The organism is Flavobacterium sp. 9AF, assembly GCF_902506265.1.
Taxonomy (GTDB): domain Bacteria; phylum Bacteroidota; class Bacteroidia; order Flavobacteriales; family Flavobacteriaceae; genus Flavobacterium.
This window is the reverse complement of record NZ_LR733556.1, coordinates 2,677,647-2,694,178: the sequence shown is the minus strand read 5'-3', so window position 1 is coordinate 2,694,178 and position 16,532 is coordinate 2,677,647. Positions and strand designations below refer to the sequence as shown.

17 protein-coding genes are annotated in these 16,532 nt (G+C 30.4%); 13 read left to right on the top strand and 4 right to left on the bottom strand.

The window, feature by feature from the left end; genetic code table 11:
* Position 1: 1 nt before the first annotated feature.
* The 3 genes from HALO113_RS12325 to HALO113_RS12315 are packed head-to-tail and all read left to right on the top strand — an operon-like array spanning position 2 to position 3,506.
* Complete coding sequence (locus HALO113_RS12325) at positions 2 to 1,144, top strand: ATP-binding cassette domain-containing protein (RefSeq protein WP_159779301.1); 1,143 nt, start codon at positions 2 to 4, stop codon at positions 1,142 to 1,144.
* 12 nt (positions 1,145 to 1,156) lie between these two features.
* Positions 1,157 to 2,656 (top strand): hypothetical protein, encoded by a 1,500-nt coding sequence (locus tag HALO113_RS12320; RefSeq protein WP_159779300.1) that lies wholly within the window; start codon positions 1,157 to 1,159, stop codon positions 2,654 to 2,656.
* Position 2,657: 1 nt separating this feature from the next.
* Positions 2,658 to 3,506: an aldose 1-epimerase family protein gene (locus tag HALO113_RS12315; protein ID WP_159779299.1), complete on the top strand. Its 849-nt coding sequence runs from the start codon at positions 2,658 to 2,660 to the stop codon at positions 3,504 to 3,506.
* A gap of 41 nt (positions 3,507 to 3,547) precedes the next feature.
* Here HALO113_RS12315 and HALO113_RS12310 read toward each other — a convergent pair whose 3' ends face one another.
* Together HALO113_RS12310 and HALO113_RS12305 are read right to left on the bottom strand one after the other, a co-directional pair.
* Positions 3,548 to 3,829: a hypothetical protein gene (locus HALO113_RS12310; protein ID WP_159779298.1), complete on the bottom strand. Its 282-nt coding sequence runs from the start codon at positions 3,827 to 3,829 to the stop codon at positions 3,548 to 3,550.
* Between the two features lie 128 nt (positions 3,830 to 3,957).
* On the bottom strand, positions 3,958 to 5,475 hold the full coding sequence (locus HALO113_RS12305) for a S8/S53 family peptidase (protein ID WP_159779297.1): 1,518 nt from the start codon (positions 5,473 to 5,475) through the stop codon (positions 3,958 to 3,960).
* Between the two features lie 169 nt (positions 5,476 to 5,644).
* Between HALO113_RS12305 and smpB the strand changes: the two genes are divergently transcribed.
* Positions 5,645 to 6,097, top strand: a complete 453-nt coding sequence (gene smpB / locus HALO113_RS12300; protein ID WP_159779296.1) for an SsrA-binding protein SmpB — start codon at positions 5,645 to 5,647, stop codon at positions 6,095 to 6,097.
* Here smpB and HALO113_RS12295 read toward each other — a convergent pair.
* Positions 6,094 to 6,735: a protein-L-isoaspartate(D-aspartate) O-methyltransferase gene (locus tag HALO113_RS12295; RefSeq protein WP_159779295.1), complete on the bottom strand. Its 642-nt coding sequence runs from the start codon at positions 6,733 to 6,735 to the stop codon at positions 6,094 to 6,096. The genes smpB and HALO113_RS12295 overlap by 4 nt on opposite strands.
* Before the next feature lie 132 nt (positions 6,736 to 6,867).
* Between HALO113_RS12295 and HALO113_RS12290 the strand changes: the two genes are divergently transcribed.
* The 9 genes from HALO113_RS12290 (at position 6,868) to HALO113_RS12250 (ending at position 15,738) form a co-directional block, all read left to right on the top strand.
* Positions 6,868 to 7,839, top strand: coding sequence for a Gfo/Idh/MocA family protein (locus HALO113_RS12290; RefSeq protein ID WP_159779294.1), 972 nt, complete (start codon positions 6,868 to 6,870; stop codon positions 7,837 to 7,839).
* Between the two features lie 405 nt (positions 7,840 to 8,244).
* The gene (locus HALO113_RS12285) at positions 8,245 to 9,138 is read left to right on the top strand and encodes a 3-hydroxyacyl-CoA dehydrogenase family protein (protein WP_159779293.1); all 894 of its coding nucleotides are present in this window, start codon (positions 8,245 to 8,247) and stop codon (positions 9,136 to 9,138) included.
* A 65-nt stretch (positions 9,139 to 9,203) separates the two neighbouring features.
* A complete protein-coding gene (locus HALO113_RS12280) occupies positions 9,204 to 10,430 on the top strand; it encodes a DUF1015 domain-containing protein (RefSeq protein WP_159779292.1) in 1,227 nt (408 codons plus the stop codon).
* Positions 10,431 to 10,481: 51 nt separating this feature from the next.
* On the top strand, positions 10,482 to 11,162 hold the full coding sequence (locus tag HALO113_RS12275) for a YggS family pyridoxal phosphate-dependent enzyme (RefSeq protein WP_159779291.1): 681 nt from the start codon (positions 10,482 to 10,484) through the stop codon (positions 11,160 to 11,162).
* Positions 11,163 to 11,221: 59 nt separating this feature from the next.
* A complete protein-coding gene (locus tag HALO113_RS12270) occupies positions 11,222 to 12,583 on the top strand; it encodes an exonuclease domain-containing protein (protein ID WP_159779290.1) in 1,362 nt (453 codons plus the stop codon).
* A 17-nt stretch (positions 12,584 to 12,600) separates the two neighbouring features.
* Positions 12,601 to 13,437 (top strand): ion transporter, encoded by an 837-nt coding sequence (locus HALO113_RS12265; RefSeq protein ID WP_159779289.1) that lies wholly within the window; start codon positions 12,601 to 12,603, stop codon positions 13,435 to 13,437.
* Between the two features lie 122 nt (positions 13,438 to 13,559).
* Positions 13,560 to 14,480 carry a tRNA (adenosine(37)-N6)-dimethylallyltransferase MiaA gene (gene miaA, locus HALO113_RS12260; protein WP_159779288.1) on the top strand — a complete coding sequence of 307 codons (921 nt, stop codon included), beginning with the start codon at positions 13,560 to 13,562 and terminating at the stop codon, positions 14,478 to 14,480.
* A complete protein-coding gene (locus HALO113_RS12255) occupies positions 14,481 to 15,224 on the top strand; it encodes an acyl-[acyl-carrier-protein] thioesterase (protein WP_159779287.1) in 744 nt (247 codons plus the stop codon).
* A 133-nt stretch (positions 15,225 to 15,357) separates the two neighbouring features.
* Positions 15,358 to 15,738, top strand: a complete 381-nt coding sequence (locus HALO113_RS12250) for a response regulator (protein WP_159779286.1) — start codon at positions 15,358 to 15,360, stop codon at positions 15,736 to 15,738.
* Positions 15,739 to 15,833: 95 nt separating this feature from the next.
* Here HALO113_RS12250 and HALO113_RS12245 read toward each other — a convergent pair whose 3' ends face one another.
* Positions 15,834 to 16,532 (bottom strand): response regulator transcription factor, encoded by a 699-nt coding sequence (locus tag HALO113_RS12245; RefSeq protein ID WP_159779285.1) that lies wholly within the window; start codon positions 16,530 to 16,532, stop codon positions 15,834 to 15,836.

The following is a 16,532-nucleotide window of genomic DNA, read 5'->3' as shown; positions in this document are numbered from 1 at the left end:
CATGAATGTATTTGAAAAACAATTCAAAGAAATAAAAGAGTTGCTTCAATTTGAAGACTTCAATGCTGTGGTAAAAAGAATTATCGATTTCACTTTAGACACAGAAGACATTATCTTTTATAAAAAAACTACGGCTTTTTTAAATTGGTTAGACACTAACGAAAATAATCTAACTGAAAAAAAAATAAAGTTAGAAACTTTACTACTTGAATTACATTCTTTTTTAAGTCTTAAAAATATTTCAGAGCATCAAACTATCATAACGGTCCACAACCTAAAAAAAAGATACAACTCAAGTTTTTCACTTGGTCCTATTCAATTGGAAATTAAAACAGGTGAAATTATTGGTCTAGTTGGAGAAAATGGTAACGGAAAAACAACTCTTTTAAGAAGTTTGTGTGGTGAACTTACTCCTACTGAAGGAAGTATAAAGTACCATTTTGATTATGATGATTTGTATGATTTGCGAACAAAACTAGTTTATATTCCACAAAGAACAGAAACATGGAGAGGTAGTATGTATGAAAATCTAGAATTTACTGCTAGTTGCTACGGTTATTTACCTGAAGAAAACAATGTTGTTATCGATTTAATAATTACTCGTTTAGGGTTACGAAAATTTAGAAATCATAACTGGAGTGGATTATCTTCTGGATATAAAATGCGTTTTGAACTAGCTCGAATGCTACTTAGAAGACCCAAAATTCTTTTAATTGACGAACCTTTGGCAAATCTAGATATTTTGGCTCAGCAAACGATATTAGATGATTTTAGAAATATTGCTAATTCTCCTTTTCGACCTATTGCCATTGTTTTAAGCTCCCAACAATTGTATGAAGTAGAAAAAACATCAAATCAAGTCGTATTTTTAAAGCAAGGTTTTCAGAAAAATTTGAACACAGAAAATAATAATATCAAGAATTGCATTATTGAATTTGAAAGCCCCACAAGTATAAGTGATTTAAAAACTATTTTTAATAGCCTGAGTATTATTTCATTGGAACAAAACGGAGGAACATACATTGCTACATTCCCAGAAAATATTACGATAAATGAGTTCATGAAAACCCTAATCCATCATCATGTTTCTATTTCTTATATGCGAAATATATCTAATTCTACCCGTCGCTTCTTTGTCAATTAATTCCTAAATCACATGTTAAAAAACATACAGAAACAACTTCTATTAAAATATCCTTTGCTTTGGAATACAAAATTTATTCCTATGCTTATTCTTGGAATACTCTTTCATTTACTTTATTTTACTTTAGGTTATATTGATGGAACGATAGATTTTTCTAATCAACAAAATATTAATTTAGAAACTTTTACTGTTTTATTTGGTATATTATTCAGCATTATAACTATTATTCTTTGGCTCGTATTTTATTTTAAAAATAATGCCTTAAAATCATTTTATAAAAAATCGAAAGAAGCTATTTTTTATGAATGGCTTCAAATTTTTATCATTTGTTTACTATTAACTTCTTTCTATTTGCCCTTCCATTTTGGAAAACAACTCCATCAAAAAAGTTATTTCTCTTTAGAAGAAACTAAAAACAGATGTCGCATCATCAGTAATGCCGATTTTTTTATAGATGGCAGTTTTGGAGCCACTGAAATTGACTCTTTAGCTTCAGGTCTTATTGACAGTTTAGGGAATAAAGTTGATTTATATAAAGACAATCAATATACAGGAAGGCAAGATTATATTTATTTCGATTATGTTCTTTTCAAAGGCAAAAAATATAATCAATATTCATTAGTGAATCGTAATATTTTTGATTTTAAAATAAATACAGAAGAAGAAGATTCCATTCAAAGAATTACTGTTCAAAATTGGCTACATACTCATGATATAGTAGCTGTTAAAAACTTAATGGAAAGCCATTTAAAAATTTTAAAGGAACATCATTTAGAAACAAATCTAACTTTAGAAAAATGGTTTGAAATAACTTACAATAGTCCCGATTTTGTGAAATTTCAATATATCAAACCTCAATTAAAAGATTATGGTGAATATGAACCTTATAATAGATATGAAGAAAGCTATCAGCAACCTTATCAAAAATATGAGAATTCAAAATATTCAAAATTTTACATCCAACAAAATGTATTAAAAGAAAAATATGATATTGTTTCTGATGCTCATGTGAATCCTTATTTTGATGGCAAAGAAACTGTTATTTATTTATACTTAGGTTTAGGTTTATCTTTATTGGTTTTTTCATTTAGAATCACATCAGGTAAAAGCTGGTTAATCGCTTTAATAACGACTGGAATTCTAAACATTATCTTTGGAATCTTTTCTGCATTAAGTAGTAGTGAAATAACTTATATTATTTTTATACTACTAATAATCATGGCATCTTCAATTTATTTTTTATCGATTCTTTATTCACGCCAGTCTGTAAAATTAAGTCGCATAGTATTAAATATACTACTTTGGTCATTTTCATTTTTTATTCCTATTATTTATATTCTAGTATTAGCGTATTATGACAAAAATGACAATTACATTAATCCTTCAAAAGAGCGTGAGTGGTTAAGAGAACATTTTTTAGATATGTGGTGTTTTAACTTTGTATTTATTGTAATTTTACTTTTCTTTCTTTCTACAGCTATTAGAAACTGGAAAGGGTTAGCAGAAGAATAAGATGATAGTAACATTAAAAAATAAAAACATTTCAGCATCCATTTCAACTTTTGGTGCAGAATTAGTGACACTTTACAAAGATGATAAAAATTACATTTGGGAAGTGGATACACAATTTTGGAATAAAACATCTCCCGTTTTGTTTCCTATTGTTGGCAGATTAAAAAATGACACTTATGTTTATGGTAATAAAGAATATAAACTTTCAAGGCATGGTTTTGCCAGAGATAATGACTTTTCAATTGTACATCAAAAAGAGGACGAAGTTATTTTTTCTTTTACACATAATGAAGAAACCTTGGAAAAGTATCCCTTTCAATTTGAATTACAAATTGGTTATTTAGTAACTGCTACTGGTATAAAAGTAAATTATAAAGTTTATAATGCTAATACTTTTGATTTACCTTTTTCAATTGGAGCGCATCCCGCTTTTGCCCTATCCCATCCTATTGAAGAATATGATTTACATTTTAATAAAGACGATACATTTAAAAGTCATCTACTTTTAAATGATTTGTTTTCAGGTAAAACTAAAACCATTCAATCAAATAACGGAATTATTCCTCTAAATTATAATTTATTTAAAGAAGATGCATTAGTATTTAAAAATTTACATTCTTCTGAAGTTATTGTAATGCATCAAGGAAATCCTATGTTAAAAATATCATTTGAAGGTTTCCCTTATTTAGGCATTTGGACCAAAGATAACGCTCCTTTTTTATGTATTGAACCATGGTACGGTCATGCAGATGATATAGAAACTGATGGTAATATATTAAACAAAGCAGGCATTCAATTATTACCCCCAAATAGCAAATTTGAATGTTCCTTTTTTATAAAACTATACTAACTAAAAAGAGCTGTTTTTTTAAAACAGCTCTTTCCATTTAATCAAATTATTTTGTGAATTCGGTTTAAAGGTATAACTACTCCTTGCTTCAAAATAATTCGATTATCTGTTACTCCCCAAATCGTTGTCTCGGTCATTTTTAAACTGGTATCATCTTCAAAATAAATTTTCATCTTAAGATGTTCCAAATTCCCTAAAGCCAATGCTCTTTCAAGGTCGTTCTTACGCTGAACAACTTCTTCTTTTTCTTGTAATACTTCTGTATTAGGAAAATGCAATGAATTAATAAATTCTTTGTCAATTTGTTGGCATTCTAATGTCATAATGAGAAAATATTTGGGGTTAATAATATTAAATATACAAAAAAAACAATCACTTTGCAAAAACAAATAAAAAAGACCGCTTTAATTTTATTTAAAACGGTCTTTTTAGAATTAATAATTGAATGAAACTATTGTACTGCTAGCGAAGCATTTATATTGCCATAACCATATTCAGAACTCTTATTAGGGTATAAAGAAGATGATTGTTTTAGTTTATTTAATACTTGATCTTTATTCCAACTTGGATTTTTTGACCATACTAATGCAGCCATTCCTGCAGTAGTTGCTGTAGCTACAGAAGATCCACCTACATAATCAGATTGATTTTCATAATAACTTAATACAGGGGTATTATTTCCAGAACTGGATCTTTCCATAACCACAGTAAAATCGATTTCGCTACCTGAATGGCAATTAGAACATTTATTGTAACCCGATCCTTCTTTAATTCCTGTGACTGCAACTGTTTCACTCATCCAAGCAGGAAAAATTACACCTACAAAATTGGTAAAACTAGTAGAAGTTCCTCCTGCACAGAAAATTAATTTTCCTTTCCCATAAGCATATTTAACTCCATCTTCAATTCTTCCAACAGAGAAAATATGTCCCATAGACATTGAAATAATTTTTACAGAAGAGTTATTTCCTAAACCAGTAAAGGCATTTTGCACCCCTTTTTGTTCATGATAACCATCCAAAACTACATTTGCAGCCGCTCTATATGAAATTAGGTTTGCATTATAAGCTACTCCTACTGGTAACCCTTTATTGTTTCTCGGAGCTGTAGCTGTAGCGTTCATACTTGTCCCATGACCACATTGATCGTTAGGGCCATCTGTAGAAGTTGACCAAGGCCAAATAGAATCAACATAAGTACCAAATTTTTGAACAGTTCTACCACTTGAATCACCATTATTGAAATTACTTCCTAGTAAAGATTGGTTTGGAGAAAGACCAGAATCTATTACGCCAATTGTAACTCCTGAACCGGTGCTTTTGCTCCATGCACTAGGAATGTTATGTTGATAAAAACTCCAAGGAACTTTAGCATTTGGAGTAACTGTAGTATAATCAGCTGAACTTAACGTTGCAGCATCATAACCGCATCCAGAAGACCCTGAACTTGAGCTTTTCATAGCTCCATTTTCTTCTTCATATTGAAAAAAATGATAATCTCCCGGTTCAATATATCTTACATTCTTATTATTTCTTAACGCATATAAGGTTTTTTGATCTTTAACAATAACATCTATAATATTTAAAACTGGATCACTATAGATTAATATTTTTTCAGAGGGATTATTTTCGTTGTTTGAAATAATACTTAATAATTGTTTCTCAATGTCTGAAGATTTTGATGAAGATTTTTCAAAATCAGAATTATTAATTCCATACCCTATCGTAACAAGATTTTGACCGTGTTGAGTAGCACTCCATAACATTTGAAGCGAAGCATTTTTCCAATAAAATTTTCCAGTGCTTTGTAAAGTTGCTTTTATCTCATCATTAATTTGTCTTGTCGTTAACAATTCTTGATTGAAATTTTGAACTTCTTCTAATGTGTTATTCTCAACAGCATCTTCTGTACAAGAAATAGATAAACCTAGAAATGCTAAAAAGCATATCCTGAAAATAGTTTTTTTCATATTAATTTGTTTGTTGTTAGGTTTACGAATTTAATAATTTTTAATATAAAAAAATAAATATTCAATATTTTTTTATAATTATTTTTAAAAACACAACAATTACCAATACTCAGGAATATTTTATACAAAAATTTCTTAATATAATTATTTGGATTACATTTGCAATCCCATGCAAAAGACGATAAACATACTCAACAAAAGAGCCAAATTCGATTATGAATTAATCGATAGATATACTGCTGGAATTGTTTTGACTGGAACAGAAATTAAATCAATCCGTTTAGGCAAAGCTTCTATTGCAGAAAGTTTCTGTGAATTTAATAATAACGAACTGTTTTTAATTAATTCCACAGTTGAAGAATATCTTTACGGAACACATTACAATCATAGAGCAAAAAGCGAAAGAAAACTATTACTTAATAGAAAAGAGTTAAAAAAACTACAAAAAGATAGTGATAATAAAGGGTTGACAATTATTCCTTTACGATTATTTACTAATGAAAAAGGATTGGCCAAACTAGACATCGCTTTATGTCGTGGTAAAAAGAACTATGACAAAAGGGAAACGATGAAAGAAAGAGATACCAAAAGAGATTTAGATCGAATTAAAAAATCATACTAATTTTTATCTTCTAAAAGTGGAACAAAACGAAATTCTCCAAACTCATGTTTTTCAAATTGAGATTCGTTTTTTCTCACAAGTAAAGTCATTATTTGATGTTCTTCACCTAATGGAATAACTAGCTTTCCACCTATTTTTAACTGAGCCATTAATGCAGGTGGAATATAAGGTGCACCAGCGGTAACAATAATACTATCAAAAGGAGCATATTGTGGCAAACCTTTATAGCCATCTCCAAATGAAATATGTTTGGGCCTAATTCCTAATTTTGGTAACAATAAAGAAGTTATTTTAAAAAGTTCGTTTTGTCTTTCTATGGTATATACTTTGGCTCCCATAGTGCACAACACAGCAGTTTGATAACCACTTCCAGTACCAATTTCTAAAATCTTATGTTCTCTCTTAACTTCTAATAACTGACTTTGAAACGCAACGGTGTAAGGCTGAGAAATAGTTTGCCCAGCAGCTATTGGAAACGCTTTATCTTGATAAGCAAAATCTTCAAAGCTTGAATTTAAAAAGAGATGACGCGGAATTTTTTTAATAGCATCCAATACATTTTTATCTGTTATTCCTTTTTGCTCTAATAATTTAGCAAGCTGATTTCTAAGTCCTTGATGTTTGGGTGTATCTTTCAATTTATAGGCTATTAGTTTTGGGTAAAATTAGGAGTTAAAATCACAAAAAACAAGTCATAACCTTTAAAAAAAATACATTCTGTCTCTAAAAAACTACAAACAAATATGTATTTTTGTTGAAAATACTTTATTATGTTAAAAGTTGGAGTTCTAGGTGCTGGTCATCTAGGAAAAATACATTTGCGTTTATTAAATCAATCTTCAAAATATCAATTAGTTGGTTTCTTTGACCCTTTCGAAGAAAATGCAAAAAAAGTAGCAACCGAATTTGGTTATAAAAAATTTGATTCTATTGAAGCCTTAATAAACGAAGTAGATGTTGTCGATATTGTTACTCCTACCCTTTCTCATTATGATTGTGCTGTAAAATCAATTGAAGCTGGAAAGCACGTGTTCTTAGAAAAACCGATTTCAAATACAGTTGAAGAAGCTGAAAAAATCATTGCATTGGCACAAAAACATAATGTAAAAGGTCAGGTAGGTCATGTAGAACGATTTAATCCTGCGTTTCAAGCTGTAAAGGATAAAATTGAAAACCCAATGTTTATTGAAACCCATCGATTAGCTGAATTTAACCCAAGAGGCACAGATGTACCCGTAGTTTTGGATTTAATGATTCATGATATTGATGCTATTTTAAGTGTGGTTCGTTCCAAAGTAAAATCGGTTAATGCTAGTGGCGTTGCTGTTATATCGGATTCTCCAGACATTGCTAATGCTCGAATTGAGTTTGAAAATGGCTGTGTTGCCAATGTGACTTCGAGTAGAATTTCGATGAAAAACATGCGTAAATCACGATTTTTCCAAAAAGACGCTTACATTTCTGTAGACTATTTGGAGAAAATATGTGAAGTGGTTAAAATGAAAGATGCACCTGAAATACCTGGTGATTTTGATATGATTTTGCAAAATGCTGAAGGAATAAAAAAACAAATCTATTTTGACAACCCTAAAGTAAATGCTAATAATGCTATCTTAGAAGAATTAGAAACTTTTGCAGATGCAATTAACAATAATACAACACCAATTGTAACCTTGGAAGATGGTACCGAAGCTTTACGTGTAGCCTATATGATTATTGAATCGATGGAAAATAAATCATAATGAATAGAAAAGATTTTCTCTTATTTTTTATATCAAAAAGAATCAAACCATTTTTAATTCTATCTTTTTTATTTGTTGTAATTTATTTTTTCATTCAAGTTATATTTAATAAAGACAGCAATGAAAGAAACATTTTTATTTTATGCAGCTTAGGTATTGGAATAATTGTAGCATTCATGACTGTCCAATTTTTTGTAAGAAAAATTAAAAATCAGCTCTCCTTAAAAGCTAAAATGATAGTCAATTCAATAGTACTATTTTTTAAAATCTTAAGTATACTTTTTTTATTAGGCTTGACCATTCAACTTATAATAGAGTCTAAGTTTTTAGAACTTTTCATGATGTTAATTACTGGCCTAACCTCATTTTTAATATATACTAAAAAAACAAAACTCAATTAATACAATGAAACAAATAGCAGTTATAGGTGCAGGAACTATGGGCAACGGAATCGCTCATACTTTTGCACAATCTGGATTTACCGTAAAATTAATAGATATCTCAGAAGCCGCAATTGAAAGAGGCATGACCACAATAGCTAAAAATTTAGATCGAATGGTAGCCAAAGGCAGTATTACTGAAGACGATAAAATAAAAACGATAAGCAATATCATTACCTACACCGATACTAAAGATGGTGTTGTGGGTTGTGATTTAGTAGTTGAAGCAGCTACTGAAAATGTAGATTTAAAATTAAAAATCTTCAAACAGCTAAGTGACATTTGTGATCATAATGTGATTTTAGCTACCAATACCTCTTCCATTTCTATTACACAAATTGCAGCACAAGTAGTACACCCTGAACGTGTGATTGGAATGCACTTCATGAATCCAGTGCCTATCATGAAATTAGTTGAAATTATCAGAGGTTACAATACTTCTGATGAAGTGACCAAAATTATCATGAACTTATCTGAAAAATTAGGAAAAACACCAACAGAAGTGAACGACTATCCAGGTTTTGTTGCGAATCGTATCCTAATGCCAATGATTAATGAAGCTATCGAAACTTTATACAATGGTGTTGCTGGTGTAGCAGAAATTGATACCGTAATGAAATTAGGAATGGCACATCCAATGGGACCTTTACAGTTAGCCGATTTTATTGGTTTAGATGTTTGTCTTTCTATTTTAAACGTTATGTATGATGGCTTTAAAAACCCAAAATACGCACCTTGTCCTTTATTAGTAAATATGGTAATGGCAGGAAAATTAGGTGTAAAATCGGGAGAAGGTTTCTACGATTATGCTGAAGTTAAAAAAGCAGAAAAAATTTCAAAACAATTTATAAAGTCGTAAAGACTAATGTCAAAAGTCTAAAAGTTACATTTTCGACTTTTAGACTTTTGATTTTTAACTAAATTATGAGTAAAATAATTCCTTTTAAAGCGGTTAGACCAGCATCGGATAAAATCGGTTTGGTTACCTGCAGAAATTATGACGATTATAGTCCGGCCGAGTTAGCCGCATGGCTGAACTTCAATCCGTATTCGTTTTTGCATGTAATTAATCCCGCCTATGCGCATTCGCAGAAAATTAGTTGGGACAAACGCTTTAAAGGAGTGGCTCTAAAATACAAGGATTTTAAAAACGAAGGCATCTTCATTCAAGAAGAAAAAGCGGTTTTTTATGTCTATGAAATTCAAACAAAAAATCAGACATTTACAGGTATAATTGCAGGAACTTCTGTTGAAGATTATCAAAAAGATGTAATTAAAAAACACGAAGACACCTTACAATATCGCGTGGAATTATTCAAAGATTATTTACATCAAACCCAATTTAATACCGAGCCTGTCTTAATTACCTATCCTGATAGTGTGGAAATTAATACTTGGTTGTTATTAAAGAAACAAAGCGTACCCATTTATGCTTTTACGACCACTACTAAAGAAAAACATACGCTTTGGAAAATAGATACCCAAAGTGATATCGATTGGCTACAAGACTATTTTGAGAATATACCTAATCTATATATAGCTGATGGACATCATCGCTCTGCTTCAGCTGAAATGCTTTACGAGCAAGATAAGAAATTGGGCAACCCAAATTTAGAATATTTTATGAGTTTTTTAATTGCCGAAAGCAATGTTAAAATTTATGAATTCAATCGAATTATTAGAGATTTAAACGGACATTCCAAAACAAATTTTCTCACTTTATTGGAAGAATATTTTATTGTAAAGCCAAAAGAACAAGAACTTTGGAAACCAGAAAATAAATTTGAATTCGGTATGTATTTGGATGGCAATTTTTATGCATTATTTTACAAACATCCCCTACAAGAAAACACAGAAAATTCAATTTTGAATACTTTAGATGCTCAAATTTTATACAATACGGTTTTACATCCTATTTTAGGAATTGGAGATTTACGTAATGACGAACGCATTGAATACATCCCTGGAAAACAATCCATTACCACAATTAAACAAGTGATTGATGAAGGAGATTTTGAAGTAGGTTTTATGCTCTACCCTTCTGATATTTCAGAGATAAAAACATTGGCCGATCATAATTTGATTATGCCTCCAAAAAGCACGTATATTGAACCTAAATTTAGAAGTGGTTTGATTGTGTATGAATTGTAACTTTAGAAAAACGAAGCAAAACATCGGTCCAACTAATCCAAAATAGTAAAAATGTCCATAGCAACTAATCTCAACGACATAAAAAAAACGATTCCTCAACAAGTGACACTTGTGGCGGTTTCCAAAACGAAACCTGTTTCAGATATAATGGAAGCTTATGAGGCTGGCCAACGTATTTTTGGTGAAAACAAAATCCAGGAAATGACTGAAAAGTATGAGCAAATGCCAAAAGATATTGAATGGCATATGATTGGTCATGTTCAAACCAATAAAGTGAAATATATGGCTCCTTTTGTGAGTCTAATTCATGGTGTTGATAGCTTAAAACTATTACAAGAAATTGACAAACAAGCGGCAAAAAACAATCGCATTATTCCCTGTTTATTACAAATGCATATTGCTGAAGAAGAAACGAAGTTTGGATTAGATGAAACGGAATTAAATGAGATGCTGAAACAAGTTCAGCATGACAAGTATGAGAACATAAAAATAGTAGGATTAATGGGAATGGCTACCTTTACAGAAAATCAAATTCAAATTCAAAAAGAATTTCAACATTTAAAAGCGCTTTTCGATAGCTCAAAAAGGCATTTTGATGCTGTTCCATGTGATAATGTGGACTTGAACATACTTTCTATGGGCATGTCGGGAGATTATGAATTGGCTATTTCTTGTGGAAGTACCATGGTTCGAATAGGAAGTAGTATATTTGGAAATCGAAATTATCAATAAGTCAATGCGAAAATATGTCAATTTTCAAAATACTGAATATTAACAACTGAATACTTAATTTGTACGCAATACTCGACATAGAAACAACTGGTGGGCAATACAATGAAGAAGGTATTACCGAAATTGCTATTTATAAATATGATGGTCACGAAGTAATTGACCAATTTATTAGCTTGGTAAACCCTGAAAAGCCCATACAACCTTTTGTAGTTAAATTAACGGGTATTAATAATGCTATGTTGCGTTCTGCTCCTAAATTTTATGAAGTAGCCAAAAGAATTATTGAGATTACTGAAGGCTGCATTATTGTGGCACATAACGCTTCATTCGATTACCGTATTTTAAGCACCGAATTTAGAAGATTAGGTTATACTTTTAAAAAACCTACCTTGTGCACAGTAGAATTAGCAAAAAAACTCATTCCAGAACAACCATCATATAGTTTAGGAAAGTTAGTGCGTTCCTTAGGCATTCCTATAGCAGACAGACATAGAGCTAATGGAGATGCTATGGCCACAGTAAAATTATTCAAACTCTTACAATCAAAAGATTCTGAAAAAGAAATCCTAAAAAGTTTCATTAAAACCGAAATTAAAGCAGGGATGTCTCCTAAATTATTGGATATTGTAGAAGCTGTTCCTTCCAAAACAGGTATTTATTACATACATAATGAAAAAGGCGACCTTATTTACATTGGAAAAAGTAAAAATATTAAAAAAAGAGTCAATCAGCATTTTACAGGAACTTCAAATAAAAGCAAAAAAATTCAACGTGATGCATATACAGTTACCTATGAAGAAACAGGAAGCGAATTAATAGCACTATTAAAAGAAAGTGAAGAAATAAAAATTAATAAACCTACTTATAATCGATCCTTAAAAAAATCCTTATTTGCTTGGGCTTTGTATGCTGAAAAAAACGAAAAAGGCTATATCAAAATCACCGTTCAAAAAGTTGATGGTAGAAAAAAGGAAATCACATACTTTACTTCCTTACTAGAAGGCAAAAATTACTTATTTAAAATTACAGAAAAATACAACCTTTGTCAAAAAATAAACGGTTTATTTGATACTAAGAATGGTTGTTTCCAATACGATTTGAAACAATGCTATGGAGCTTGTATCGATAAAGAAAACCCTGAAGAATATAATACTCGAGTGAACCTATTTATACAGGAAAATACATTTGGAAAAAGCAATATGATTATTATAGATAAAGGAAGAACCCATGATGAAAGAAGTGCAATTGTAATAGAAAATGGAGCACTCAAAGGGTATTGTTTTTATGATTTGAATTATCAAATAACAAATTTAGATATTTTAAGAAAAATAATTATACCCATGGAAAATAATCGCGATTCAAAAAATATTATTCAAGGTTATTTAAGAAAACATAAAGTAATGAAAGTGATTCCTTTTTAATCTATTAAATTTGTATCATGAGTAAAGAAAGAAGCACTTTTCAAACATTTAGAAAAAAAACATATATAGTTATTTATGGTACTAATACCGTAGCTGGCAAAGCATTTGATCTTATTTTATTAGGTGTTATTTTACTCAGCATCTTGCTAACCATGATGGAGACAGTCCAAAGTTTTGAAACCAAATATCACGACATCAGGATTGCATTAGAATGGGGAATTACGATTTTTTTTACCATAGAATATTTTTTGCGCATTATATCTATTAACAAGCCTTTAAAATACATTTTTAGCTTTTACGGAATTATCGATCTTATCGCTACGTTACCCATGTATTTAGCTCAAGTCTTCGCAGGTTCAGGAGTGTTGTCTATTGTGCGTTCCCTACGTTTATTACGATTATTCAAAGTATTGAATCATCCTCAGTTTACAGGTCAATCCCAGCAATTAAAAGATGCTTTACTAGCTAGTAAAGGTAAAATTTTGGTATTCATTTATTTTGTTTTAATCAGTACGGTGCTCATTGGTTCCATCATGTATGTGGTAGAAGGTCGAGAAAATGGTTTTACCAGCATACCCACCAGTATTTATTGGACCATAGTAACCTTAACAACAGTAGGTTATGGTGACATTTCCCCTGTAACACCCTTAGGACAATTTTTGGCTTCCTTAGTTATGATCTTAGGTTACGGGGTAATTGCTGTACCAACAGGAATTGTTTCGGCTGAATTAGCCAAAACTGATCAAAAGTTAGCTCTCGTTAACAAAAATCCTTGTGCCGATTGTGGTGCTGAAGGGCATCAAGAAAACGCCAAGTTTTGTTATAATTGTGGTAATAACTTATCTGATGATTAATTTGGAGCTATATCCTGCTGTACACTATATCTGTCATTACTTCGTTCCTCGCAATGACAGGATGCCGTTCCCATCAGGGCTAAAACGACAATAATTTTTAAATACAATTAAACAGTAATATTTTGAAAAACTACCTCATCACTATCATAGGACCCACAGCTATTGGAAAAACAGCCTTAAGCATTCAATTGGCACACTATTTTAATTGCGAAATTCTTTCATGTGATAGCCGTCAGTTTTTTAAAGAAATGAGAATTGGCACAGCAGTTCCAAATAAGGAAGAATTAGCTGCTGCTCCACATCATTTTATACAAAATAAGAGCATACAGGAAACGTATTCTGTGGGTGAATTTGAAGAAGAAGCCTTGGCCAAATTAGATACACTTTTTCAAAAGAATCCTATCCAAATTATGGTGGGTGGATCGGGTTTATATGTTGATGCCGTTTTAAAAGGCTTTGATACTTTTCCCGATATTGAAACAACTGTTCGTGACCAAATTAACGCGAACTATGACAAAGAAGGCATTTCCTATTTACAAGAGCAATTACAAACCTTAGATCCTACTTATTACCATACATTGCTAACAGAAAACCCACAAACCCTTCAAAATCCGCAACGAATGAAACGTTTTATAGAAGTTTGTTTAGGAAGTGGCCAACCTTATTCGAGTTTTATTGGTAAACGAAAGAATACGAGAAACTTTACACCTATTATCATTGGTTTAGAAGCGGACAGAGCGGTAATGTATGAACGCATCAATAAGCGAGTCGATTTGATGTTACATGAAGGTTTAGTAGAAGAAGTACAGCAATTGGTACCTTATAAAAGCCTAAATGCTCTACAAACTGTTGGTTACAGAGAATTATTTGATTATTTTGAAGGGAAAACAACTTTAGAATTTGCCATTGAAGAAATTAAGAAAAATACGCGTCGTTTTGCTAAAAGACAAATTACCTGGTTTAAACGAACTGAAAATGCCAAATGGTTTCCCTACCAAACCAACGTTCAGGAAATTATTAATTACATCAAATTACAATTATAAATGCCTATTTCAACCAACTTTACCTCTATTTTAGAACAAGAACAAGAAATCACATTTTTGCATTGTTATCCTAATGGGTATTTAAAATATACCGATTTGTGCAATTTACTTCAATTAACTGCTGGCCTTCATGCCGATTTGGGAGGCATTAGTTTTACAGATATGCAAGCCTTTAACCAGGCTTGGGTAATGAGCAGAATGCGTTTGGAAATAAAAAAACTTCCTAAATGGCGCGATGTGGTTACGATCAAAACTTGGATAAAAACTTTAGAAAATTCACGCTCGGTTCGTTGTTTAGAAATGTATCTGAATGATGAAAAAATTGTAGGTTGCGAAACTTTTTGGGCTGTGATCAATACGCAAAGTAGAAGACCCGAAGCCTTAGCATTGCCACATGAACATTTTGAAAAATTTGATACTAATGCAACGCGTGTGCCTACTAAAAAAATTGATTCTAGTTTCAATTTAACTACTATTGGAAAAAGAAAAGTGGTTTTATCAGATTTAGATGTTGTAAATCATGTAAATAATGTAAAATATATGGAATGGTGTCTTGATTTTGAAAATCCAAAAAAATTACTGAATCAAGAAATTGCTACTTTAGACATCAATTTTATAAAAGAGTTCAACTGGAATGAAGAAGCCATTATCTATAAAGAAGAAATAAATCAAAATGCTATTTACAGTATTTACAAAGAAGACAAGTTAGCTTATACTTTAGAAATTACTACAAAAAACACTTAGGATTGTTAATAAAATTGTGTAAAATATATATCTTAACAATTATTTAATACCAATTTTATCTTACATTTATAATAAGTTATATTAAATATAATCAATTTATCTAACTCTATTACCTAATTTTAACCAGAAATATATGATAAAAAAAATACTTTTAATAGATGACGATCAAGTCACCAATTTTTTAAATAGAAAATTAATTGAACAAAGTAGCACACCTTTAGAAGTAAAGTCTGTAAATAATGTATCTGATGCCATTACATTTTTAAGGGAAAATAAAGATATTTGGATTCCAGATGTCATTTTTATAGATATTTTTATGCCTATAAAAAGTGGCTGGGATTTTTTGGAAGAATTTCAACAAGAGTTTGAAAGTCATGCAACCACTATTAAGTTATATATGCTCTCTTCTTCCACTGAAGATGAAGATATAAACAAAGCGAAAGATCATTTTTTAGTAAAAGACTACATAACTAAACCACTAACTTCCAATATTTTAGGAGATATTTTAAGTTGAATTAAGAAAAATTATAAAAAATGCTTCGAAAGAATTCGAAGCATTTTTTTTATTTTGTCAAATGGGCTTTTTATTGTTGTTTTTTTGGTTTGGTTTTATTTTTTTACTACTAATCTAAAACCTTCGCCATGAATGTTTAAAATTTCTACATTCTCATCGCGTTTCATATATTTTCTTAGTTTAGCAATATAAACATCCATACTTCTAGATGTAAAATAATTATCATCTCTCCATATTTTTGTTAAGGCTAATTCTCTAGGCATTAAATCATTTTCATGTAAGGCAAGCATTTTTAATAACTCACATTCTTTTGGAGATAATTTAATAGGCTCTTCTTTTTGATAAGACAAAAAGCGTAATTTAGAATTCAAATGAAATTTACCAATTTCAAATTCAAATTTTGTATTATCTGGTTTAACTTCTGAAGCTTTTCTTTGAATAATAGCTTTAATTTTCATTAATAAAACCTCAGAATCAAAAGGTTTATTAAGATAGTCATCAGCTCCTACTTTATATCCTTTTAAAACATCTTCTTTTAGTGTTTTAGCAGTTAAGAAAATAATAGGGACTTCCTGATTTTTTTCACGAATTTCTCTAGCCAAAGTATACCCGTCTTTGTAAGGCATCATGACATCTAAAATACATAAATCGTAAATGTCTTTTTTAAACTTTTCAAATCCTTCCATACCATTTTTGGCTAGGGTAACATCAAAATCATTTATAATTAAATAATCTTTTAGTATCGCACCAAAATTGGGGTCATCTTCAACTAATAAAATTTTTCTTGTTTCCAT

What these genes read in the sequence shown, in the direction of transcription:
- HALO113_RS12325 (WP_159779301.1), top strand. Translation starts at nt 2, where the DNA reads ATGAATGTATTTGAAAAACAATTCAAAGAAATAAAAGAGTTGCTTCAA.
- HALO113_RS12320 (WP_159779300.1), top strand. Translation starts at nt 1,157, where the DNA reads ATGTTAAAAAACATACAGAAACAACTTCTATTAAAATATCCTTTGCTT.
- HALO113_RS12315 (WP_159779299.1), top strand. Translation starts at nt 2,658, where the DNA reads ATGATAGTAACATTAAAAAATAAAAACATTTCAGCATCCATTTCAACT.
- HALO113_RS12310 (WP_159779298.1), bottom strand. Translation starts at nt 3,829, where the DNA reads ATGACATTAGAATGCCAACAAATTGACAAAGAATTTATTAATTCATTG.
- HALO113_RS12305 (WP_159779297.1), bottom strand. Translation starts at nt 5,475, where the DNA reads ATGAAAAAAACTATTTTCAGGATATGCTTTTTAGCATTTCTAGGTTTA.
- smpB (WP_159779296.1), top strand. Translation starts at nt 5,645, where the DNA reads ATGCAAAAGACGATAAACATACTCAACAAAAGAGCCAAATTCGATTAT.
- HALO113_RS12290 (WP_159779294.1), top strand. Translation starts at nt 6,868, where the DNA reads ATGTTAAAAGTTGGAGTTCTAGGTGCTGGTCATCTAGGAAAAATACAT.
- HALO113_RS12285 (WP_159779293.1), top strand. Translation starts at nt 8,245, where the DNA reads ATGAAACAAATAGCAGTTATAGGTGCAGGAACTATGGGCAACGGAATC.
- HALO113_RS12280 (WP_159779292.1), top strand. Translation starts at nt 9,204, where the DNA reads ATGAGTAAAATAATTCCTTTTAAAGCGGTTAGACCAGCATCGGATAAA.
- HALO113_RS12275 (WP_159779291.1), top strand. Translation starts at nt 10,482, where the DNA reads ATGTCCATAGCAACTAATCTCAACGACATAAAAAAAACGATTCCTCAA.
- HALO113_RS12265 (WP_159779289.1), top strand. Translation starts at nt 12,601, where the DNA reads ATGAGTAAAGAAAGAAGCACTTTTCAAACATTTAGAAAAAAAACATAT.
- HALO113_RS12255 (WP_159779287.1), top strand. Translation starts at nt 14,481, where the DNA reads ATGCCTATTTCAACCAACTTTACCTCTATTTTAGAACAAGAACAAGAA.
- HALO113_RS12250 (WP_159779286.1), top strand. Translation starts at nt 15,358, where the DNA reads ATGATAAAAAAAATACTTTTAATAGATGACGATCAAGTCACCAATTTT.
- HALO113_RS12245 (WP_159779285.1), bottom strand. Translation starts at nt 16,532, where the DNA reads ATGGAAACAAGAAAAATTTTATTAGTTGAAGATGACCCCAATTTTGGT.